Raw genomic sequence first — 21,676 nt, forward strand, 5'->3', positions numbered from 1 at the left:
AATTTTTTCTGCAATAAGTTAACCATTATTTAATTGGTTTAATTTTTGAATGCAGTTCTTCATATTTTATAATTATTTAGGTGAATACAAAATCTTATTTTTTTCAGTCTTTTGCGATCGTGGCGTTAGCGCTGGTTGCTTTTATTGGGTTTAAGCAAATTCTTCCAGACAAAATATTTTCTGAGACTAAATTAGATTCTAAAAATATATTGATAGACAGTCTGCTTTTAGAATCTGTTGCCGAAGATTCACTATCGGTAGACAAAGACAGTATTGCAAAAAGTGAGCGAGCACTAAACGGCCAGAAAATTGTTTTTGATGAAACCGAAGGAATCGAGTTTCCAGCCGAAACATTTGAAAACTACAAAGGTTATCAATACCTGATTTCCTTTTATGAGAAATTGTATCAGCTAGAAAAAAATCCTCAGAATAAGGTTAGAATTGCTTATTATGGAGATTCCATGACCGATGGAGATTTAATCGTGCAAGACGTTCGTACTAATTATCAGGAACGTTTTGGAGGAAATGGAGTAGGATTTGTTTCTATTACTTCAGAGTCTGCGGCGTCAAGAGGTTCTGTAAAATCAACCTATTCTAAAAACTGGAAGACACAATCTTATTTAAATGTAAAAAGGCCAACAAGTCCTTTTGGAGTTAACGGACATGTGTTTTTTGCAAATGATAAATCCAATTCAACTTGGGTTCAGTACGAAGCGGGACTTAATAAGTATTCTACTTCTTTAGATAATGCAACCTTATTTTACGGTCGCTCGTCTAAAACAGGAAAAGTTAATTTTATTATCGGAAAAGATACTATCAAGAAAAGTCTTTCGCCAAATAGTTTAGTGAACACACTAAAAGTTTCATCTGGAAGTTTAAAAGCTTTCAAGGCAAACTTTGTTCAGGCAGATTCTATTCCGATTTACGGATTTAATTTTGATAACGGAAGTGGAGTTCATGTTGATAATTTCTCGCAGAGAGGAAATTCTGGACTTCCAATTTCGATGTTCAATGCAGATGTAATGAGAGCTTTTAATAATAGTCTAAAATACGATTTAATTATTCTACATTACGGAACAAACGTTTTAAATTACGGAACAAAAAATTATTCTTGGTATGAAAAAGGAATGACTAAAACCGTAAATAAAATTAAAGAATCGTTTCCAGGAGTTTCAATCCTGATTGTTTCTACTGCCGATAAATCGACAAAATATGATTTAGAAATGAAGACCGATTCTGCTGTAGTTCCATTAATGAAAGCGCAAAAACACTATGCATTGGAAGCGCAAGCAGGATTTGTGAATTTATATACTTTGATGGGAGGAGATGGATCTATGATTAAATGGGTTGACGAAACTCCTGCAAAAGCAAATAAAGATTATACCCACTTTAATCAACGTGGTGCAAAAGCAATTGGTAATTTGCTATACGGACAATTGAATAAAGGATACGAAGAATATAAAGTGCTCAGAGAAAAAAGAGATGCTGAAGGAACTAAGCCAAAACCAGTAAGAAAAGCCAGACCCGATTCCGTTTCAGTAACAAAAGATAGTGTATGATAAACAAACTTATTTTTTTCTTTTGTTGTCTTTTTTTTGCAACAAATGAAAAAACGCCAAAAACAGATGTACATCCAACACCCAAAAGTATGATTCAAAAAGCAGATAAAGCAATAATTGATGCTCCTTCTGATGGTCAAATTTATAATGCAAAAGCGTTAAATGATTTTTTTCAGAAACTGGAAAAGAACGAAGATCAGAAGAGTCAAAAAATCAATATTGTGCATATCGGAGATTCGCACATTCAAGGTGATTTAATGACTAATGAGATCAGAAAAAAACTGCAGCAGAAATTTGGTAATGCAGGACGCGGTTTAGTATTTCCGTATCAATTAGCCAAAACAAATGGTTCTTATAACGAACGTTTCAAATCGAATAGAACTTGGGAAAGTTATAGAAACATTCACCCAGTTAAGAATTGTCCGATTGGGTTAAGCGGAATAGGACTTTGGCGAGATTCTGGCGGATTTGTGATGGAAATGGATGTAAAAGATTTGGCTTACAAATTCAATACAATAAAAATAATTACGCCTCAAAATCAGGATATGTTTGATTTGGCAACCTCGTCTAAAATCAATTCTATTCAGACAACAGAGCCAAAAGTTATTACGCACAAAATTAAAAAAGGCGAAGTGCTTGGTACAATTGCAGACAAATACAATGTTTCGATTACAGAAATTAAAAGAGACAATCATTTAAAGTCTAATAATATCAGAGCCGGAAGAACCTTAAAAATTGCCACAAAAGAAACGAGACAAAAGACGATTTCAATGTCAGAATTTGTTCCTTTAGCAATAAAATCAGATTCATATTCGCACTATTATAATTCTGAAAATGCCTTGAGCCGAATTTTCTTGATTCCGAACAAAGAAGCAAAAGATTACGAGTTAAACGGAATTGTTTTAGAAAAAGACGCTCCCGGAATTATTTACAGCGGAATTGGAGTAAACGGAGCTAAATATTCAGATTACAATAAATATCCGTTATTCTTTGAGCAATTAAAATCGTTGCATCCAGATTTACTGGTTTTCTCTTTAGGAACAAATGAAAGCTATGATCATTTAGATCCAGAAAAATACATTCGTGAGCTAAAAGAATTTATCTCCAATATAAGAGCACAGAAAATAGATGCGCCGATCATTGTAATGACACCGCCGCCATCTTTGCTAAGAAGAAAACCAAATACCTATATTGATGATTATGCCAAACAAATTCTTAATATAGCTCAGAAAGAAAATCTTGCCGTCTGGGATTTATACGATGAGTTTGGCGGAATGAGCGGCATCAGACAATTAAAAGTACAAGGATTAATAGGACCAGATTGGGTTCATTATTCAAAAAGAGGATACGAGAAACAAGGAGATTTGTTTACTCAGGCGTTTTTAAGATCATACGATAATTTTAAATCAAAGAAGTAAGTTGACAACAATAGATAGCATTAATAATTGGTTTATTCAAAATTTTGGTGCAATTACAATAGAGCAAGTTAAAAGTTGGTTCGTTTATAATGAAGACGAAAAACTTTTATTCAATACCGGTTTATTCTTAGGTTTATTTCTGGTTTTCTATTTTGTGTATGGTTTTTTACGCAAAACATTTTATTTGAGATTAACGTATGTTATTCTCTTTTCACTGTTCTTTTACTATAAATCAAGTGGAATTTACTTTCTACTGCTATTGCTTTCATCGGTTGTAGATTATGGTTTGAGCCAGATTATTTATAGAGAAAGCAGAGACGGTGTTAAGAAATTATATTTGGTGATAAGTGTTATTTTGAACTTAGCCCTTTTAGGCTATTTCAAATACATGAACTTTTTGATTGTGACTTACAATGATATGTTTCATGGTAATTTTGCACTTCACAATGTTTTTCTTCCTGTTGGAATTTCGTTTTATACTTTCCAATCCATGAGTTACATTATTGAGATTTATAGAGAAGAAATTAAACCCACAAAAAATTACATCGAATATTTATTCTTCGTGTCGTTTTTCCCGCAATTAGTTGCTGGACCAATTGTACGTGCGAAAGACTTCTTGCCTCAGATTTATCAAAAATTAAATTTGACTAAAGAAGATGTAAACAATGCTCTGTTTTTAATTATTGGAGGCTTAATCAAAAAAACAGTAATCTCAAATTATATATCAGTAAACTTTGTTGACCGTGTTTTTGACACGCCAATGAGTTATACTTCATTCGAAAACTTAATGGCTTCGTATGGATATGCCATTCAGATTTACTGTGATTTCTCTGGATATTCAGACATGGCAATTGGTATTGCGTTATTGCTTGGATTTAAATTGCCAGTCAACTTTAGAACTCCATACAAATCGACTTCGATTACCGATTTCTGGAGAAGATGGCATATTTCACTTTCGACTTGGTTAAAAGACTTTTTATACATTTCGATTGGAGGAAACAGAGAAGGTTCTTTCGCAGGATATTTATTCCCAAGTTTATTTTTCTTCGGATTATTGCTTTGGGGAATGTCTTGTTATAATGAAAGTATAATTCCGCTTATCATTGCAGGAGTCAGTATTTTAATTTTCGCTTTGTCATTTTTATTGTCAAGCAAAATAAAACAAACCTTGGTAACCAATTTCAATCTGTTTACCACGATGCTTTTAGGAGGTTTGTGGCACGGAGCAGGAGCACAGTTTATCGTTTGGGGAGCACTTCACGGATTAGCATTGGCAGTTCATAAAATATTTATGGAATTTTTTCCTTCGAAGAAAGACAAAAGTCCAAATTTCTTGTGGAGATTTTTCTCAATCGTAATCACATTCCATTTTGTGGTTTTCTGTTGGATTTTCTTCCGAGCTAGAGATTTCGAAACAGCCTTGCAAGTAATTAATAATATTGGTCAATTAACATTCGAACCAGAACTTTGGAAAACAATTGTATTAGGTTATAAAAATGTTTTCGGATTGATGCTGTTCGGTTATGTTTGGCATTTCTTGCCAGATTCATTCACAAACGGAATGAAATCTGTTTTCGATAAAACGCCATTATTAGTAAAAGCAATAATCTTAGGATTTGTTTATTGGATTGTTTACGCAACAGCAGTAGCCGGTTCACAGCCTTTCATTTATTTTCAATTCTAAAAAGATATGGCCGCAAAGGCACAAAGGCGCAAAGGTTTTATTCTTTGCGCTTTTTTTTGTTTTTGCCACAGATTAAAGAATTGAAAAGATTTTTTCACGCAGATTCTGCAGATTTTAGCAGATTTTATTTTTTAGATTTTAAATAATAATAATCTGCGCGAATCTGCTTAAATCTTTTTAAATCTGCGTGAAAAAACTTCGCGACTTTGCGAGCAAAAAAATATAGCGTTCTTTGCGTGAACCTTCGCGCACTTTGCGGTTAAATTGCGCTTAAATAAAAATTGCCTGAAATATCTAATTAGATTATCTTTGCACTTCATATAAAGAAAATGATATGTTTGATAATTTAAGTGATAAGTTAGATAAAGCGTTCCATATATTAAAAGGACACGGTAAAATTACAGAAGTAAACGTTGCCGATACCTTAAAAGAAGTTCGTCGTGCATTACTTGATGCCGATGTTAACTTTAAAATTGCTAAAGATTTTACCGCTAGAGTAAAAGACAAAGCAATTGGTCAGGATGTATTAACAACATTACAGCCAGGACAATTATTGGTTAAGTTAGTAAAAGACGAACTTACTGAATTAATGGGTGGAGACGTTGCTGGTGTGAACCTTTCAGGAAATCCAACAGTGATTTTGATGTCAGGACTTCAAGGTTCTGGTAAAACGACTTTCTCTGGAAAATTAGCTAACTTCTTAAAAACAAAGAAAAACAAGAAGCCACTTCTTGTAGCGTGTGATATCTACCGTCCAGCGGCGATTAACCAGTTACATGTTGTGGGAGATCAAATAGGTGTCGAGGTTTACTCTGAGCCAGAAAATAAAAATCCTGTAGAAATTGCTCAAAACGCAATTAAACATGCAAAAGCAAACGGATTCAATGTTGTTATTGTCGATACAGCAGGACGTTTAGCAGTAGATCAGGAAATGATGGACGAAATTGCTCGTGTTCACAAAGCAATTCAGCCACAAGAAACATTGTTCGTTGTCGACTCTATGACAGGACAAGATGCTGTAAACACAGCAAAAGCTTTCAACGATATCTTAAACTTTGATGGAGTTATTTTAACGAAATTAGATGGTGATACTCGTGGTGGAGCTGCACTTTCAATCAAATCGATTGTAAACAAACCAATCAAATTTGTTGGTACTGGTGAGAAAATGGAAGCAATTGATGTTTTCTATCCAGAACGTATGGCAGAGCGTATCTTAGGAATGGGAGACGTTGTGTCTCTTGTTGAAAGAGCTCAAGAACAATTTGACGAAGAAGAAGCAAGAAAACTTCAAAAGAAAATCGCTAAAAACGAATTCGGTTTTGACGACTTCTTAACGCAGATTCAACAAGTAAAGAAAATGGGTAACATGAAAGACTTGGTTGGAATGATACCAGGTGCTTCAAAAGCCATGAAAGATGTTGAGATCGAAGATGACGCTTTCAAACATATCGAAGCGATCATTTATTCGATGACTCCAGGAGAAAGAAGCAAACCAGCGATTATCGATGTAAAAAGAAAAGCCAGAATCGCAAAAGGTTCGGGAACTAAAGTCGAGCAAGTAAATCAGCTGATGAAACAGTTTGACCAAATGAGCAAGATGATGAAGATGATGCAAGGCCCAGGCGGAAAAAATCTGATGAAAATGATGGGAGGTATGAAAGGGATGCCGGGTGGTATGCCAGGAGGAATGCCGAAATAATAAAAAGAGTTTCAAGTTTAAGGTTTCTAGTTAAGAAACCAAAACTTGAAACTTTTTTAATTCAATAAATAGTAAGTTTCAACAATAACATGAAACTTGAAACAAAAATTAAAACCTGAAACAACACACAATGCAACTACTAGACGGTAAAAAAACATCTAACGACATTAAAAACGAAATTGCAGCCGAAGTTCAATCTATAAAAGCAGCTGGAGGAAAAGTACCTCATTTAGCAGCCGTTTTAGTAGGTAATAACGGAGCAAGTTTAACTTACGTAGGAAGTAAAGTAAAATCATGCCAAGAAATTGGTTTCGATTCAACTTTGGTTGCTTTACCAGAAACGATTACAGAAGACGAATTATTGGCTAAAATTAAAGAATTGAACGAAGATGATAATCTTGATGGATACATCGTTCAGTTGCCTTTGCCAAAACATATCGACGAGCAAAAAATTTTATTAGCAATCGATCCAGACAAAGACGTTGACGGATTCCACCCAACTAACTTTGGAAGAATGGCTCTTGAAATGGAAAGTTTTATTCCAGCAACTCCATTCGGAATTATGGAATTGTTAGAGCGTTACAAAGTAGAAACTGCAGGAAAACATACAGTCGTAATTGGAAGAAGCCATATCGTAGGACGTCCAATGAGTATTTTAATGAGCCGTAAAGGAAATCCAGGTGATTCTACAGTTACGTTAACTCACAGCCGTACAAAAGACTTAGCAGAATTCACTAAAAATGCAGATATCATCATTACGGCTTTAGGAGTTCCCGAATTCTTAAAAGCAGACATGGTAAAAGAAGGAGTAACAGTTATCGATGTTGGAATTACACGTGTAGAAGACGCATCAAACGCAAAAGGATATGTTATTAAAGGTGATGTTGATTTTGACGGAGTAAGCAAAAAAGCATCTTTCATTACACCAGTTCCTGGTGGAGTAGGACCAATGACAATTGCAATGTTGCTTAAAAATACACTTTTAGCAAGAAAAATGAGAAGCGCAAGAAAATAATTCTCTTTCTAAGAATATATTACAAAGCCTGTTCTGTTGAACGGGCTTTCTTGTATAATACAACTAAAAAAAAACACATAGAACAAGATTGACTCTGGCTATAATTGATTTAAGTCGAAGCTCTGCGAACTCAAAACATGTAAAGAATTAAAGAAAGGCCTTGCGTTCTTTGCCGTTGAAAAATTGGAATTTGGAATTTTAAATTTGGAATTTAAAAATATCATTTTAATATATAATTAATAGTTTAAAGTTTTGGTTCTTAAAAATAAAGGATACTTTTGCACCACTTAAAAACACTTCTCCAAATGGACGATTATTATTATTCGTTAGTATTAAATTAAGCAGCTTTTGAAATTTCAAAATGCTGCGCTAAAAACCTGTATTTTGAAATGAAAGCCTTTTACACAAACAACAACGGATTGGTAGAAATCCAAAAATGGACTTCAAATTGCTGGATTCATATCGAATCTCCAACAGAATCAGATAAAAATTATTTAGTAGAAGAACTTCAAATTCCCGAAGCTTTTTACAATGATATCGAGGATATCGACGAAAGACCCCGTATCGAAATCGAAGACGGCTGGACACTTATTATTATGCGTATTCCAGTTAAAAGTGGCGATATCAAAATTCCTTTTCATACCGTTCCTCTCGGAATCATTTTTAAAGATGATATCTGTGTGACCATCAGTTTTTATAAAACAGAAATCATTGCCGACTTTGTGTCGTATTCACAACGTAAAAACATCGAAATTGAAGACAATTTCAACCTTGTACTAAGATTGCTTTTGTCGTCAAGCGTTTGGTATTTGAAATATCTAAAACAAATCAATCATAAAATAAAACTTGCCGAAGATAACTTAGAGAAATCGATCAAAAATGAAGAATTACAGGCGCTGCTTCAAATCGAAAAATGTTTTGTATTCTTCATCACTTCATTAAAGGCAAATGACGTTTTATTTCAAAGAATTAAAAATCTAAAAGCGCACAAAGCCAATTACGACCCAGAATTATTAGAAGATGTCGAAATCGAATTAAATCAGGCACAAGATACCGCCAATATTTACAACAACATCTTAACAGGAATGATGGATGCCTACGCTTCTGTAATTTCAAATAATATGAATACAATCATGAAACAGATGACGTCGATTTCGATCATCTTAATGATTCCAACCCTAATCGCCAGTTTATACGGAATGAACGTGCCAAACGGTTTAGAAGAAAGTAAATATGGAATCTGGATTCTGCTTTTAGTCTCTATAATTCTATCTACTTTCGGAGTTCTTCTATTCAAAAGAAGAAGATGGTTTTAATTCGAAATTTCATAATAGTAAAAGCCTGTTCACGTTAAGAATGGGCTTTTTCGTTTTTATAATTTGGGCGTGACCGTCCCGATATAAGAAGGCCAATATGCTTTATGTAAATACGCCTTCTTATATCGGGACGGTCGGGCTATCCGCGCTACTTCGGTAGCATGCTCCTATCCCTCACGCAACTTTACGGTAATAAATAAACTCGCTTTCCTGCAAGGTTTCCAAAACCTTGTAGGTATTTTTGAGGCTTAAATTAAAATCTGAATCTCATTATAAATTATATATTTCTTCAGATCTACAAGGTTTCCAAAGCCTTGCCGCAATATATTTTATTTTTGAAAAATAATTTTCACGTTTTTTATTTGCCAATTCAAAATAAATAATAACTTTGTATTGCAAAGTACTTTAATTATGAATCAAAAGCACCAAGAAGATTTAGCACATATTCGTTCCATGATGGAGCGCTCTTCACGATTTATATCATTAAGCGGACTTTCGGGAGTTTTCGCGGGTCTTTCGGCTTTAATTGGCGGAATCTATGTTTACCAGCTTTTTAAAGCAAACGGAATGGATTATCTCAATGATGAGCATAGATTATATTCTGCCAATCTCGTTTCAGAATTATTCTGGATCGGAATCACAATTTTAGTATTTGCATTTGCATTCGGAATCTTTTTTACCATTAGAAAAAGCCGAAAATACAATTTGCCAATCTGGACTTCGGCAACAAAAAAGATGTTGTTCAATCTAGGTGTTCCGCTTTTAGCTGGTGGAGTGTTTTGCTTGGCAATGATGTACCACGGTTATTTTGGTTTAGTGGCGCCATCGACATTAATATTTTACGGATTAGCCGTTATAAACGCAGAAAAATATACATTTTCAGATATTAAATATCTAGGTTTTTCGGAACTGATTTTAGGATGTATTGCACTTTTTAATATAGGATATGGTTTGATTTTCTGGATTATCGGATTCGGAATCCTACATATTGTATACGGATTAGTGATGTTCAAAAAATACAAATAACCCAATGGGAATTATTGATAAACTAAATAAAGATTTTGAAAGCCGTGTCAGACTGGGTATAATGTCCGTTCTGATGGTTAACGACTGGGTAGATTTTACCGAGATGAAAGCGCTTTTGAATATCACCGACGGTAATTTAGCGAGTCATTCCTCTGCGCTTGAAAAAGCAGCTTATATCGAAGTGAAGAAAGAATTTGTAGGCAAAAAGCCAAAAACCTCTTATCAAGTAACCGATTTGGGGCGTGCAGCTTTTAAAGAACACTTATCTTACCTTGAAAAATTAATGAAATCATAAATAATTCTATTTTTTTACCTAAAAACTTTGAATTACAAAGTACTTTTAAATTTATCAATCATGAAAAAACATCAAATTATCTTAGCCTGTACAGCGGTTTTTATACTGCTTTTTTACAATCAATCTGTGGGAATTAATATTTCTATTTTCGGTGTAGTTCTTACGCTCTTGATTAGTTATTTCTTTCAGGAGAAGTTTGTCGACAGATCGCATTTAGTTCTTGTAATGACCTCTATCTTGTCTTGTTTCGCCTTTGCATGGTACGGAGACGCGGCATCATTTTTTGCTTTAGCTTTATCCATTTTATTTCTACAATTTAAAACACAAAATGGAGAACTGAAAATGATTCAGGTTTTCCCTCTGATAGTCTTAAACGGATTTACTTCTGTGGGTAGAATATTTATTTTTAAGCAATGGCTTCCAGAGCGAAAAATCCACAATGATTTTGCTAAAAAATTAATTGCCTTTGTTGTTATTCCAATTATTTTTCTCGGATTGTTTTTTATCGTGTATTCTTTCGGAAGTGATCATTTCTCTTCATTATTTACAGATTATGAATTAGACATTAATCTTCCACAATTAATTGCAATGTGCACTTTGGGATTTTACATCTCGTTCAGTTTTTGGAATTATTGGGTTCCAGACACTTGTTATGAGTGTAATCCGAAATTAAATAATGATTTCAGCAATATTTCTGAAATAAAAAATCAAAGTACTTTTTCGTTTTTAGATCTTGATTTTGAAAGGAAAAGTGGCGCAATTACTTTGTTTCTTTTAAATATCATGCTGCTAGTTTTTATAGCAACCTACAATTACGAACAGTTTTTTGAAGCAGTAGAAAAAACAAATCTAAGTTCTGATACGCACGAACGCGTAAACGCCGTAATTTTTTCAATCTTAATGGCAGTGGGCGTAATCTTATTTTATTTTAAAGGAGGCTTTAATTTTGATGAAAAAGCTTCTTCTTTAAAAATGCTGGCTAAAGTATGGCTTGGGCTAAATGTGATTTTAATTATCAGTGCGATTATTAAAAATTCAGAGTATGTTTCTTTTTATGGTCTCACTTATAAAAGGTTAGGAGTGTATGCTTTTCTAATTTTAGCCATTATCGGATTAGTAGTTTCATTTCAAAAAATCAGCAAACAGAAAACAAATGCTTTTCTTTTCAATCAAATGCTTTGGTATTTCTACGGAACGATTCTTTTATGCAGTTATGTAAATTGGGGTGGTTTAATTACGAATTACAATATTTCTGTAAACAAAGGAGTAGAGCCAGTTTTCCTTAGCGGATTAAATTTTAATGATGAAGCTCGACGAGAATATTTTAAAAAGAACAATTTAGACGGAAAATATGCAGAATCAGTTAGAGAAGAAATGATATGGAATTATCAAGACGCTAGCTTTTTATCTAAAGCTTTGTATTATGATTTTTTGAATAAAGAAAAGAAATAGAACAAAAATGAAAAATCCCATTCCGTTAGTGAATGGGATTTTTGCTTATTTATTATCTCCTCTTTTTTTAAATCGGGGATCATGTTTTGAGATGAAATTTTTTCTTCTAGTTGGAGTGGAAGCTGAAGGCGCAGTTTCAACTTTAGGAAAACTCGCTTCTTCCGTTTTACTCGAAGGCTCAATCAACTGATTTAATTCTTTTATTTCAGCATCTGTTAAATCTCTATATCTTCCAACAGGAACATCCAAAGAAATATTAATGATTCTGATACGTTTTAACGCCGTAACTTCGTAACCCAGGTATTCAGACATTCTTCTAATCTGACGGTTTAATCCTTGCGTTAAAATGATCTTGAAAGTGTATTTGCTAATTTGCTCTACTTTACATTTTTTAGTAACCGTATCCAAAATCGGCACACCATTTCCCATTCTCTGAATAAAACGATCTGTAATGGGTCTGTCAACGGTAACGGTATATTCTTTTTCGTGATTGTTTCTGGCACGAAGAATCTTGTTTACGATATCACCATCATTGGTCATAAAAATTAATCCTTCGCTGGCTTTATCCAATCTTCCAATTGGGAAAATACGTTTTGGATAATTGATATAATCAACAATGTTATTTTTAACCTCTAAGTTGGTAGTACATTCGATTCCGACTGGTTTATTGAAAGCCAGATAAACCAGTTTCTCGTTTTTTTCAACGATTAATTTTCCGTCAATACGTACTTCATCATCTGGCGAAACTTTAGTTCCCATTTCAGCCACAGCGCCATTTATTGTAACGCGCCCTTCTTCGATCAATTTATCGGCTTCACGACGAGAACAATAACCAGTTTCTCCTATAAATTTATTGAGACGTTTCAAATTTTCTTCCATACTGCAAAAGTAGGCAAAAGTTTAGATATCTTAGAATTTTAGAATTTAGACTTTAGATTTTTGAGAAAAAACTTAGAACCTTAGTAGCTTAGAATCTTAGCACCTTTTCTACGAATCATGAAAAACTGAACTATCACTCGGCGTTTCTTTTCGATCAAACATTCCATAATCACGAACCACAGTCGCAATTCTTAAATGATAATCTTTAAAAACTTCATTTCGACCTTTTGCCTGCGCGTGACGATGCATTTCCAGATTTCTCCATTGCTGAATACTTTTTTCATCTTTCCAAAATGATAAAGACAACACTTTTGAAGGATCGGTAAAACTTTGAAATCGTTCTATAGAAATGAATCCTTCAATATGGTCTAATTCTGGACGCAGACTTGCAGCGATGTCCAGATATTCTTCTTTTTTTCCTTCGTTAGGAATTACTTCAAAAATTACAGCTATCATATTTTTATTTTTTTTATTGTAATGAAATCCAGATATTCTTCGGTAATCTGGCATTTATCATGGGTTCGTATTGAATATTATTTTCTAAAATGGTAACGGTTTTAAATTCATTAAACAGGAACCATAAAGCTTCGGTAGTTAAATGAATCGAGAAATGTTTAGCCAGACACATATGACCGCCAATTCCAAAAGTTAGATTTTCAGCATTATTTTTTCTTTCGATATCAAATTTTGATTCATTTTCAAACTTTTTCGGATCTCGATTTGCCGATGCAAGCACAACTAAAATAGAATCATTTTTTTTAATTAGGCTTTTGCCGATGTAAAAATCTTCAGTCGCAATTCGTCTAGTATTTTGAATTGGAGGATCAAAACGCAAAGTTTCGATTACCGATTTTTCAATTTCCGTTTTACTAGAAAAAGTTTTATTATTCAGAATCTGCAAGAGAGAATTGCTCAAAATTCCTCTTCCCGCATCAAAACTCTGAATAAATAATCCAATTAAATTGCTAATGCTTATTGTTTTAATTTCGTCAAGCGAAAGAGAATTTGATTCCGAAATTTTGGCTGATAAAGATTCGTAAAAGTTTAATTGAAAAAGCTGTTTTTCTACGATCGAAAATATTGTTGCTGAAACTTCATTTATAGATTTTACTTGTTCTTCTGTTTTCTGCGGAAGCATTATTTTAACCAAAGATTCTATTTGGTTTGCAATAAACTCACAATCTTTTTCTTCAAAATTAAAACTTTTCAGAACGACTAGAACTGGCAGTTTTTTGCAAACCGAATTTACCCAATCCATTTTATTTTCAACTAAATTGCTTTTTATTAATTGGGAAATAATCCGATTGATATCTACAGATTTCATTTTTGAAAACAACAACATTGCGATTTCTTTTGAAATTTCATGCTGTATCCCGTTTGATAATCTTGTTAAGTTATTTAAAATTTCTAATGCCGTTTTGTTCAGTTTTTGTTTGTTGTCTGGATTTAAAGCCGGAATCTCAGCTTTAGGATTTTTTAAAATAGAAACACAATCTTCATAAGAATATATTGCCCATATTTTATTGGTTTCATCCCAATACACAGGATTGTTTTGCAACATGGTTTTATAGATCAAATAAGGATCGCTGCTGTCAGATTGAAGGAATAAAGTTGACTTCATGTGGAATGTTTTTAGCAAAGTTATTTAACTTTACAAGGCAATAGTTCATTCTGCACTTAACTATGAACATCTAAATGGAAGATCAATTTATAAAAACAGCATCCTTAATTGGCGATCCTACGCGCGCTTCAATTTTGTGGACTTTAATGGACGGAAGGGCTTTTACAGCTACAGAACTGGCAGTAAGCGTCAACACATCTCCGCAAAATATTAGTATGCATTTAGGGAAGCTTCTCGATGCCGATTTGCTTTGTGTAGAAAAACAAGGGCGTCATAAATATTACCGATTTTCAAATAAAGAAGTCGCTTATGCGCTTGAAGCAATGGCAAGTTTAATTCCGAAACCTGAAGTTGCTTCGAAAAATAAAACTGAAACTTATCCACCAATAAAATTCTGCAGAACTTGCTATGATCATCTAGCGGGAAAGATTGGCGTGGCTTTAACGGATAGTTTATTGGAACAAAAAATAATTGTCAATCAAAATAACACTTTTGAAATAAGTTCAGATGGGGAAAAGTGGTTTTCAGATTTTGGGATTGATTTGGAAGAAGCACAAAAACAAAAACGAATTTTCTTAAAACCGTGCTTGGATTGGAGCGAACGCAGAAATCATATTGCCGGTTCAATTGGAACATTGCTTTTTAATAAAATGCTGAAAGAAGACTGGCTAAGAAAAACTGAAAATTCGAGAGCTATTACTGTTACTGGAAAAGGAGAGAAGGAATTGCTGAAGTATTTTAAGATTGTTGTTTGAAAATTTTAGATTTCAGATTAATAGATTTTACGCAATCTTGTCATATCGACTAAGGAGAAATCTTCGTGAGAAGCTCGACAAAGATTGGGTTTTCGTTACGGAGTTACTTGCGAAGATTTGCTCCGCCTGTTCGCTATCGCTCGAGTCTCCTTTGGCGAATGGCAATACTGCCGTTTTTAAGGGGAAAACTTAGTGTCTTAGCGACTTAGTGGCTCAGAACCTTCAGAAAAAAGAAACTCAATCACTTTGTCATACAATTCATCATCATGCATTCCGTGGCCTAAACCAGAGGTTTCAATAAACTGACTGTTTTTCCAGCTGTTGGCTATTTTTTTTCCTTCTTCAAAAGCAACGATTTTATCTGAAGTATCATGAGCAATAAAACCTGGAAGAGTAAATTGGGAAGCAAATTTTTGTCCTGAAAAATCGTCTAGTTTAAAGTTGAAACGATTTACAAATTTGGTTTCTAGAAGAGGCAGCATTTTTCTGTTCAAACTAAGCATCGCAATATAATTGTCGATCAAAGTCTTTAAATCAGAAGGTGCACCAAGAACAACCATTTTTTTAATGCTGGTATTCGGAAACAAATACTGATGATAAACGCAGGCTGCACCGCCAATAGAATGTCCTATAATAATTTCTGGCTGGTATTTTTCTACTGCTTTATTGATAAACTCAGCATAAAGCGGCACATTAAATTCTTTTCCGCTGCTTTGTCCATGAGCAGGAGCATCGATGGCAATAATAGTGCTTCCGGATTTTTGAAGGTGAGGTAATGTTTTTTTCCATCGCGCAGCATTGCTTTCCCAACCGTGAACCAATAGAATTTTGGTTTCATTTCCTTTCCAGATGTAGGTTTGAAAATGATGTTCGTTATGATGAAACGTTTCTGTTTCTGTATGTCGCAAAACTTTCGGAAGTTCTTCTTTTTTCAATCGGCCAATTCGCGGTTGGCTAAAAAGAGCATAAGAAAGCTCCATTGCTTTTTGCGGACGCACATAGCTCAAAAAATTAATATAAGATCCAACTGATTTTAATGTAATAAAACGAATGCCTTTTTTAATTCCCAAAACTTAATTTTTTTTTCTAAAGGTAAAAAATGTTTTGCCACAGATTAAAAGGATTAAAAAAGATTTTATTCAGCATAAGAATAATTTAATCTGCGTTAATCCTTTTAATCTGTGGCAAAAAAAATAAGTAAAAAAAAAGTCCCGATTTAATCGGGACTTGATATTAGAATTTTGCGAACAATTGTTCCATTTTTTCTTTTTCTTCTTCAGCTAATTGAGTATCAACTAAAATTCTTCCAGAGTGCTCATCAGTGATGATTTTCTTTCTTGAAGCAATTTCAACCTGAGTTTGTGGTGGAATTGTAAAGAAAGATCCAGCAGAAGCTCCTCTTTCGATAGAAACTACAGCTAATCCGTTACGAACACTGCTTCTGATTCTGTTGTAAGCTGCTAATAATCTGTCTTCGATTTGTGAAGCAAATTCAGCAGATTTTTCAGTTAAGAAAGTTTCTTCTTTCTGAGTTTCAGCCATGATAGCATCTAACTCAGATTTTTTATGTTTTAAATGAGAGCTTTTAGCATCAAGTTTTTCTTTTAAATTAGAAATAACTTCTTTTTTGTGCTCGATAGAAGCTTTCATTTCTTTGATTTGCTTTTCAGCCAATTGAATTTCTAATTCTTGAAATTCAACTTCTTTTGTCAAAGAATTAAATTCTCTGTTGTTACGTACTGATTCTTGTTGTTTAGTGTACTTCTTGATAACCTCTTTATGCTCCTCAATAGCAATTTTCTTTGCTTTGATTTGCTCCTCAATCACTTCAAGTTCACCTTTCAGTTTTTCTGAACGAGTGCTCAAACCTGCAACTTCATCTTCTAAATCTTCAACCTCTAAAGGAAGTTCTCCTCTAACGTTTCTGATTTCGTCAATTCTAGAGTCAATAAGCTGTAAATCGTATATTGCTCTTAACTTGTCCTCAACACTTAATTCTTTCGTATTCGTCATATTCTATAAGTACTTAACTGGATTTGTATTTTCTTCCGATAAAATGATTGCAAAATTAAGAATTTTTTTTCGAAGATAATCAACAATATAATTTTTTGTATAGCGTTCGCTCTCAAAATGACCAATATCGGCCAAAAGTAGCTTGTTTTCAGCTTCATAAAACTGGTGATACTTCAAATCGGCAGTCAAAAAAGCATCAGCTCCAGCCTGAATTGCATTTTTTATAGCAAAACTTCCAGATCCTCCCAAAACAGCTACTTTTTTTATTTTTTTACCTAAAAATGCAGAATGACGAATTCCGTCGGCAATCATTTTTTCTTTTACAGAAACAAGGAAATCTTTTTCATCCATTTCGTTTTCTAGCTCGCCAATCATTCCTAAACCAATAGTTTGGTGAGAATTCTTTAAATCGTAAATCTCATAAGCGACCTCTTCGTAAATATGATTCGCAAAAAGTGCTTTTAAAATTCTGGATTGAAGATGTTTTTCAAAAACCACTTCAATTTTAAGTTCTTCTCCAGTATGCAGTTTTCCTTTTTCTCCAATTACAGGATTGCTGTCTTCATTTCCTTGAAAAGTAAAAAAACCTTGCGTGTTGAAACTGCAATTGTCATAGTTTCCAATTGTTCCTGCTCCAGCTTCAAACATGGCATTTCGAACTTTATCTGCATTATCTGGAACGGTAAAAGTGACTAATTTTTGAATGAAATTTTGTTTCGGAATCAAAACCTTAGTGTTTGTCAATCCTAATGTATCGCAGAAAATTTTATTTACGCCTTGCGAATGATTGTCAAGTGCGGTATGAACGGCATAAATAGCAATATCGTTTTTGATCGCTTTTAAAATAGCGCGTTCCACATAATTTTTGCCTGTAATTTTTTTAATTCCAGAAAATAATATCGGGTGAAAACAAACGACTAGATTACAGTTTTTAGCAACGGCTTCGTCAATAACATTTTCTAAGGCATCATGACAGACTAAAACTCCAGTAGATTCGGTTTCAGAATCTCCGACTAAAAGTCCAACATTGTCAAAATCCTCGGCGTAAGCCAAAGGAGCCATTTCTTCAAGAACCGATATAATATTTTTGATTTTCATTTTCAGTTTTTTCCAAATTTTTGTTGGTAACAACTATTTATACTAATGGTAATAATAGTTGATACTAAAAGTACAAATTTAGTACATTTGTAATATAAAATTTATAAGTTATGACAACTATAAAAATTAACGAACGCACGAAGACGGGAAAAGCATTTATGGAAATGTTCGAAGCTTTTTTTAAAGGTCTTGATGGTATTGAGATTATTGAAACGGATAGTTATGGACAGGTTAATGAGGAATCAAGTATTTATAGTGCCGAATTTATTGAAAAAATTAAAAAAGCAGAAGAGAATATTAAACAAGGAAAAACGACAAGATTAAATCCAGATGATATATGGGGAAGTATTTTGTAGAATTTGACGATATTGCTCGTAAAGATTTGAAAAATCACTATAAATCAGGAAATAAAGCTACCATAAAAAAGATTGAAAAAATACTTTTAGAACTAACTGAAACCCCTTTTTTTGGAGAAGGACAACCAGAGGAGTTGAAGTATAGTCTTAATGGATATTGGTCTAGAAGAATTAATCAAAAAGATAGAATGATTTATCGGGTAGAAGAAGATATTGTCACCGTTATTATAGTTTCTGCAATGGGTCATTACTCAGATAAATAATTCTATGAACTTACTTCGAAAAATACTTTTCCCTTTCGCCATTTTATACGGATTCATTACTTCAATCCGTAATTTTCTTTTTGATAAAGGAATTCTAAAATCCACTTCGTTTGATATTCCAGTAATTGCTGTTGGAAATTTAAGTGTTGGCGGAACTGGTAAAACACCTCAAATAGAATATTTGATTCGTTTATTATCTGATAAATATAAAGTTGCCACTTTAAGCCGCGGTTATAAAAGAAAGTCAGAAGGTTTTGTTTTGGCTAATGAAAATTCGAATGCCGAAATTTTGGGAGATGAACCTTTTCAGTTTTATCAAAAATTTCCAAATATAATGGTAGCTGTTGATGCCAATCGTACAAACGGAATTCAGCAATTACTTTCTCAAAACGAAAAGCCAGAAATTGTGCTGTTAGATGATGCTTATCAGCACCGAAAAGTAAAAGCTGGTTTTTATATTTTACTGACTTCTTATGGTGATTTATATGCAGACGATTTTATGCTGCCAACAGGGAATTTGCGCGAAAGCAGGAGCGGAGCAGAAAGAGCCAGTATAGTAGTTGTTGCAAAATGTCCTAAAATTTTAACGAAAGAAGAACAAACGGAGATTAGATTAAAGTTGAAATTGAAAAGCAGTCAGAAAGTCTTTTTTACTTTTATAGATTACGATATGGTCATTTATGGTAAAAACGAAAAAATTGCCGTTAGCGAAATCAAATCTGAACCAAAATTGCTGCTGGCTGGAATTGCAAAACCAAAACCATTTTTTGATTATTTAAAAAATGAAAGTGATGAATGCTTGACTTTTCCAGATCATCATCATTTTTCTGATGCAGATTTAGATTCAATTCGAAATAAAGCAAACGGAAGGAAAATAATCACCACCGAAAAAGATTATGTGAGATTGAAAGACTCTGAGTTAGTAGATCAATTGTATTATTTGCCAATAAAAAGCTCTTTCATCAATCATCAGCAAGATTTTGATGCAACGATTTTAGAGTATTTAAAAGAAAACTCAAAATCTTAGCATCTCAGAAACTTAGTGTCTCAGTTAATCAAAAAACTTAGCAATAGTAGTATAGAAATCGTCTGGTACAAAAGGTTTTGTAATTACGTCATCCATTCCGAAAGAAAGAAGCATATCTCGGTTTTCGTCAAGCGAAATAGCTGTTAAAGCAATAATTGGAGTCGCTTTGTCAAATTCGCGAATCAATTTAGTAGCCGTCGTACCGTTAATTCCAGGAAGATGAACATCCATTAAAATCATGTCAAAGCGTTTAACTTTTAAAAGTTCGACAGCATCTTCTCCATTGTCAACAATTTCGCAAGTGATATTTTTGTTTTCCAACATTTTGCGAGTGATCATTTGATTGATCTTGTTGTCCTCAATCAATAAAATAGATTTGTTTTTCAATTGTTTGTCATTATAAGGTTTTACTTCTTCGATTACTTCCAATGGTTCATTATTGATTTTGAAGTTTAACTTGAAGGTAAATGTAGAGCCTTTGCCAACTTCACTTTTTAATTTTATTTCGCCTCCTAAAAGTTCTATTAATTTTTTTACAATTGTAAGGCCAAGACCTGTTCCTCCATACTTTCTGTTTACCTCGATAGAACCTTGAGAAAAACTCTCAAAAACAGATTGAAGTTTGTCTTCTGGAATTCCGATTCCAGTGTCGACAATTTCGAAATAAACGGTTGCATTTTCTTCTTCCTGAGAATAAAGTTTTGCGATAACATTTACGTGGCCGTTCTGAGTAAATTTTAAAGCATTGTTGATTAAGTTTAATATAATCTGAGATAATTTGGTTGGGTCTCCAATTAGATTATCAGGAATGGTTTTATCTATTTCTAGATTGAAGTAATTCTTATTGGCGGTTGCCAATTCTTTTAATGAACTTTGAATGTTAAAAAGAAGTTCTTTAAGATTAAAACTGATATTTTCAACTTCGACTTTAGTCGAATCAATTTTGTTGATCTCTAAAATTTCGTTGATAAAAGTGGTCAAATAATTCCCAGAGAATTTTAAAGATTCTAAGTATTTTAATTGTTTTTTCTTCGGTTTGTCTTCCAGTAGAATATGGGTAATTCCGTTAATTGCATTCAAAGGTGTCCGGAGTTCATGACTTACTGTAGATAAAAATTCAGATCTTGCTTTTGATGCTTTTTCTGCTTTGTTTTTGGCCAGAATCAATTCTTTATTCTTTTCCCGAAGCAATAAATTGTTCTGATTTCTGATGATGTTGTTTTTGTATAGAGCTAAACTCAAAAGGGATAAAATCGAAATCAAAGCAATTGCCAAAATACTAACCAATTTAGAATAGCGATATGTTTTGAGTTGAAATTTTTCTTCGCTTTCTTTCTTAATTGTGTTGCTTAAAGATTGATTTTTTTTGAACTTTTGAAATTCATCCAAATCAATTTTGGCATTTTTTAGTTTTAGCATATAATTTTCCAGCTGATAATGCTCGTCTAGGTAGGAATATGCCAAATCATAGTTTTTATTTTGTTTGTAGTATTGGCTTATGGCTAAAACGATTTTCGATTTCTTCGGAAAATCATTGATTTTGTCATTGTAATCTAAGGCTTTATTAAAATATATAATTGCCGAATCGTTTCTTTTAAGTTGCCCTTCAATTAAACCAAGCTGATAATAGGTATCTACTTTGGTTTTTATAATTGCATTGTTGTCTGGTTTTTTAGTAATCGCTTTAAAAGTCTTTATAGCCGATTTAAGATCGTTATTGGTTTTAAATGCTAAAGCTTTCTGATAATTTAATATTTCTGCGTTATCATTGATATTCAGATTTTTTAGTAAATCTTTGGCTTTTGTATAATAAACATTAGCCGTTTTGTAATCGCCTTTTGCAGTATTGGTTACGCCAATATAATGCAATGCCAAAACTTTTGTGCAGCTTGGTTTTAAAGTATCAAATAAAGAAACCGTTTTATGGAAGTTTTTTAAAGCGTCTTCAAATTTTCTCTGATTGTAATAGATTTTTCCGAGCTTAAAAGTCTGATTGGCCAAATTCTCTTTTTTGCCATTTTCCTCACAGAAATTAATCGACTTTTCGGTGTAATAAACCGCCTGATCAAACTTTTTATTGTTAAGGTTAGAATTAGCCAGCTTGTTATAATAGGTAACACTATCCGTATTCTTTTTAGCTTGAGAATACAAAAATGAGTTTAAAAAACAAACAACAATAAAAAGATAGTATTTCATCATG

The 21,676-nt window shown here is 33.2% G+C and carries 20 protein-coding genes; 13 read left to right on the forward strand and 7 right to left on the reverse strand.

Translation table 11 applies throughout. From position 1 onward, the window contains the following. Positions 1-80: 80 nt before the first annotated feature. From AC3Y25_RS22275 to AC3Y25_RS22315, 9 genes are all read left to right on the forward strand, one after another. Positions 81-1,559 carry an SGNH/GDSL hydrolase family protein gene (locus AC3Y25_RS22275; protein ID WP_489904274.1) on the forward strand — a complete coding sequence of 493 codons (1,479 nt, stop codon included), beginning with the start codon at positions 81-83 and terminating at the stop codon, positions 1,557-1,559. Positions 1,560-1,648: 89 nt separating this feature from the next. Then, complete coding sequence (locus AC3Y25_RS22280; protein WP_489904275.1) at positions 1,649-2,977, forward strand: GDSL-type esterase/lipase family protein; 1,329 nt, start codon at positions 1,649-1,651, stop codon at positions 2,975-2,977. 1 nt (position 2,978) lies between these two features. Continuing rightward, a complete protein-coding gene (locus tag AC3Y25_RS22285) occupies positions 2,979-4,661 on the forward strand; it encodes an MBOAT family O-acyltransferase (RefSeq protein ID WP_489904276.1) in 1,683 nt (560 codons plus the stop codon). Between the two features lie 334 nt (positions 4,662-4,995). After that, a complete protein-coding gene (gene ffh, locus AC3Y25_RS22290) occupies positions 4,996-6,360 on the forward strand; it encodes a signal recognition particle protein (RefSeq protein WP_095929402.1) in 1,365 nt (454 codons plus the stop codon). 130 nt (positions 6,361-6,490) lie between these two features. After that, on the forward strand, positions 6,491-7,375 hold the full coding sequence (locus AC3Y25_RS22295) for a bifunctional 5,10-methylenetetrahydrofolate dehydrogenase/5,10-methenyltetrahydrofolate cyclohydrolase (protein ID WP_250837352.1): 885 nt from the start codon (positions 6,491-6,493) through the stop codon (positions 7,373-7,375). Between the two features lie 389 nt (positions 7,376-7,764). Beyond that, the gene (locus tag AC3Y25_RS22300) at positions 7,765-8,691 is read left to right on the forward strand and encodes a magnesium transporter CorA family protein (protein ID WP_250837351.1); all 927 of its coding nucleotides are present in this window, start codon (positions 7,765-7,767) and stop codon (positions 8,689-8,691) included. A 411-nt stretch (positions 8,692-9,102) separates the two neighbouring features. Next, on the forward strand, positions 9,103-9,717 hold the full coding sequence (locus tag AC3Y25_RS22305) for a hypothetical protein (protein WP_489904277.1): 615 nt from the start codon (positions 9,103-9,105) through the stop codon (positions 9,715-9,717). 4 nt (positions 9,718-9,721) lie between these two features. Next, complete coding sequence (locus AC3Y25_RS22310) at positions 9,722-10,012, forward strand: winged helix-turn-helix domain-containing protein (protein ID WP_095929406.1); 291 nt, start codon at positions 9,722-9,724, stop codon at positions 10,010-10,012. Positions 10,013-10,072: 60 nt separating this feature from the next. After that, a complete protein-coding gene (locus tag AC3Y25_RS22315; RefSeq protein WP_489904278.1) occupies positions 10,073-11,464 on the forward strand; it encodes a DUF4153 domain-containing protein in 1,392 nt (463 codons plus the stop codon). A gap of 45 nt (positions 11,465-11,509) precedes the next feature. Here AC3Y25_RS22315 and rluF read toward each other — a convergent pair whose 3' ends face one another. The 3 genes from rluF to AC3Y25_RS22330 form a co-directional block, all read right to left on the reverse strand. Next, the gene (rluF, locus tag AC3Y25_RS22320; protein WP_489904279.1) at positions 11,510-12,343 is read right to left on the reverse strand and encodes a 23S rRNA pseudouridine(2604) synthase RluF; all 834 of its coding nucleotides are present in this window, start codon (positions 12,341-12,343) and stop codon (positions 11,510-11,512) included. Between the two features lie 108 nt (positions 12,344-12,451). Next, positions 12,452-12,799, reverse strand: a complete 348-nt coding sequence (locus tag AC3Y25_RS22325) for an antibiotic biosynthesis monooxygenase family protein (protein ID WP_489904280.1) — start codon at positions 12,797-12,799, stop codon at positions 12,452-12,454. A gap of 13 nt (positions 12,800-12,812) precedes the next feature. After that, entirely contained in the window at positions 12,813-13,964 is a 1,152-nt protein-coding gene (locus AC3Y25_RS22330) for a cytochrome P450 (protein ID WP_489904281.1), read from the reverse strand. 74 nt (positions 13,965-14,038) lie between these two features. Here AC3Y25_RS22330 and AC3Y25_RS22335 point away from each other — a divergent pair, with 74 nt between their 5' ends. After that, positions 14,039-14,719 carry an ArsR/SmtB family transcription factor gene (locus AC3Y25_RS22335; protein WP_489904282.1) on the forward strand — a complete coding sequence of 227 codons (681 nt, stop codon included), beginning with the start codon at positions 14,039-14,041 and terminating at the stop codon, positions 14,717-14,719. 197 nt (positions 14,720-14,916) lie between these two features. Here AC3Y25_RS22335 and AC3Y25_RS22340 read toward each other — a convergent pair whose 3' ends face one another. From AC3Y25_RS22340 to AC3Y25_RS22350, 3 genes are all read right to left on the reverse strand, one after another. Further along, positions 14,917-15,789: an alpha/beta fold hydrolase gene (locus AC3Y25_RS22340; RefSeq protein WP_427875150.1), complete on the reverse strand. Its 873-nt coding sequence runs from the start codon at positions 15,787-15,789 to the stop codon at positions 14,917-14,919. Positions 15,790-15,952: 163 nt separating this feature from the next. Further along, the gene (locus AC3Y25_RS22345; RefSeq protein ID WP_095929412.1) at positions 15,953-16,732 is read right to left on the reverse strand and encodes a zinc ribbon domain-containing protein; all 780 of its coding nucleotides are present in this window, start codon (positions 16,730-16,732) and stop codon (positions 15,953-15,955) included. Positions 16,733-16,735: 3 nt separating this feature from the next. Further along, complete coding sequence (locus AC3Y25_RS22350; RefSeq protein WP_489904283.1) at positions 16,736-17,830, reverse strand: Nif3-like dinuclear metal center hexameric protein; 1,095 nt, start codon at positions 17,828-17,830, stop codon at positions 16,736-16,738. A gap of 110 nt (positions 17,831-17,940) precedes the next feature. On the opposite strand from AC3Y25_RS22350, the gene AC3Y25_RS22355 reads away from it, so the two are divergent. Genes AC3Y25_RS22355 through lpxK form a run of 3 tightly spaced genes read left to right on the forward strand, consistent with a single transcriptional unit; the run spans position 17,941 to position 19,476 of the window. Continuing rightward, positions 17,941-18,186 (forward strand): DUF2683 family protein, encoded by a 246-nt coding sequence (locus AC3Y25_RS22355; RefSeq protein WP_427875148.1) that lies wholly within the window; start codon positions 17,941-17,943, stop codon positions 18,184-18,186. Next, positions 18,168-18,449, forward strand: a complete 282-nt coding sequence (locus AC3Y25_RS22360) for a Txe/YoeB family addiction module toxin (RefSeq protein WP_489904284.1) — start codon at positions 18,168-18,170, stop codon at positions 18,447-18,449. The genes AC3Y25_RS22355 and AC3Y25_RS22360 overlap by 19 nt, the downstream gene beginning before the upstream one ends. 4 nt (positions 18,450-18,453) lie before the next feature. Next, entirely contained in the window at positions 18,454-19,476 is a 1,023-nt protein-coding gene (gene lpxK, locus AC3Y25_RS22365) for a tetraacyldisaccharide 4'-kinase (RefSeq protein WP_489904285.1), read from the forward strand. A 24-nt stretch (positions 19,477-19,500) separates the two neighbouring features. On the opposite strand, the gene AC3Y25_RS22370 is transcribed toward lpxK, so the two are convergent. Then, positions 19,501-21,672: a tetratricopeptide repeat-containing hybrid sensor histidine kinase/response regulator gene (locus AC3Y25_RS22370; RefSeq protein WP_489904299.1), complete on the reverse strand. Its 2,172-nt coding sequence runs from the start codon at positions 21,670-21,672 to the stop codon at positions 19,501-19,503. Positions 21,673-21,676: the final 4 nt, after the last annotated feature.

The organism is Flavobacterium sp. LK-23 (assembly GCF_058135255.1).

Excerpts from the sequence above, each read along its gene's own strand:
- AC3Y25_RS22280 (WP_489904275.1), top strand. The coding sequence starts at position 1,649 with ATGATTCAAAAAGCAGATAAAGCAATAATTGATGCTCCTTCTGATGGT.
- ffh (WP_095929402.1), top strand. The coding sequence starts at position 4,996 with ATGTTTGATAATTTAAGTGATAAGTTAGATAAAGCGTTCCATATATTA.
- AC3Y25_RS22295 (WP_250837352.1), top strand. The coding sequence starts at position 6,491 with ATGCAACTACTAGACGGTAAAAAAACATCTAACGACATTAAAAACGAA.
- AC3Y25_RS22300 (WP_250837351.1), top strand. The coding sequence starts at position 7,765 with ATGAAAGCCTTTTACACAAACAACAACGGATTGGTAGAAATCCAAAAA.
- AC3Y25_RS22305 (WP_489904277.1), top strand. The coding sequence starts at position 9,103 with ATGAATCAAAAGCACCAAGAAGATTTAGCACATATTCGTTCCATGATG.
- AC3Y25_RS22310 (WP_095929406.1), top strand. The coding sequence starts at position 9,722 with ATGGGAATTATTGATAAACTAAATAAAGATTTTGAAAGCCGTGTCAGA.
- AC3Y25_RS22315 (WP_489904278.1), top strand. The coding sequence starts at position 10,073 with ATGAAAAAACATCAAATTATCTTAGCCTGTACAGCGGTTTTTATACTG.
- rluF (WP_489904279.1), bottom strand. The coding sequence starts at position 12,343 with ATGGAAGAAAATTTGAAACGTCTCAATAAATTTATAGGAGAAACTGGT.
- AC3Y25_RS22325 (WP_489904280.1), bottom strand. The coding sequence starts at position 12,799 with ATGATAGCTGTAATTTTTGAAGTAATTCCTAACGAAGGAAAAAAAGAA.
- AC3Y25_RS22330 (WP_489904281.1), bottom strand. The coding sequence starts at position 13,964 with ATGAAGTCAACTTTATTCCTTCAATCTGACAGCAGCGATCCTTATTTG.
- AC3Y25_RS22335 (WP_489904282.1), top strand. The coding sequence starts at position 14,039 with ATGGAAGATCAATTTATAAAAACAGCATCCTTAATTGGCGATCCTACG.
- AC3Y25_RS22345 (WP_095929412.1), bottom strand. The coding sequence starts at position 16,732 with ATGACGAATACGAAAGAATTAAGTGTTGAGGACAAGTTAAGAGCAATA.
- AC3Y25_RS22350 (WP_489904283.1), bottom strand. The coding sequence starts at position 17,830 with ATGAAAATCAAAAATATTATATCGGTTCTTGAAGAAATGGCTCCTTTG.
- AC3Y25_RS22355 (WP_427875148.1), top strand. The coding sequence starts at position 17,941 with ATGACAACTATAAAAATTAACGAACGCACGAAGACGGGAAAAGCATTT.
- AC3Y25_RS22360 (WP_489904284.1), top strand. The coding sequence starts at position 18,168 with ATGGGGAAGTATTTTGTAGAATTTGACGATATTGCTCGTAAAGATTTG.
- lpxK (WP_489904285.1), top strand. The coding sequence starts at position 18,454 with ATGAACTTACTTCGAAAAATACTTTTCCCTTTCGCCATTTTATACGGA.
- AC3Y25_RS22370 (WP_489904299.1), bottom strand. The coding sequence starts at position 21,672 with ATGAAATACTATCTTTTTATTGTTGTTTGTTTTTTAAACTCATTTTTG.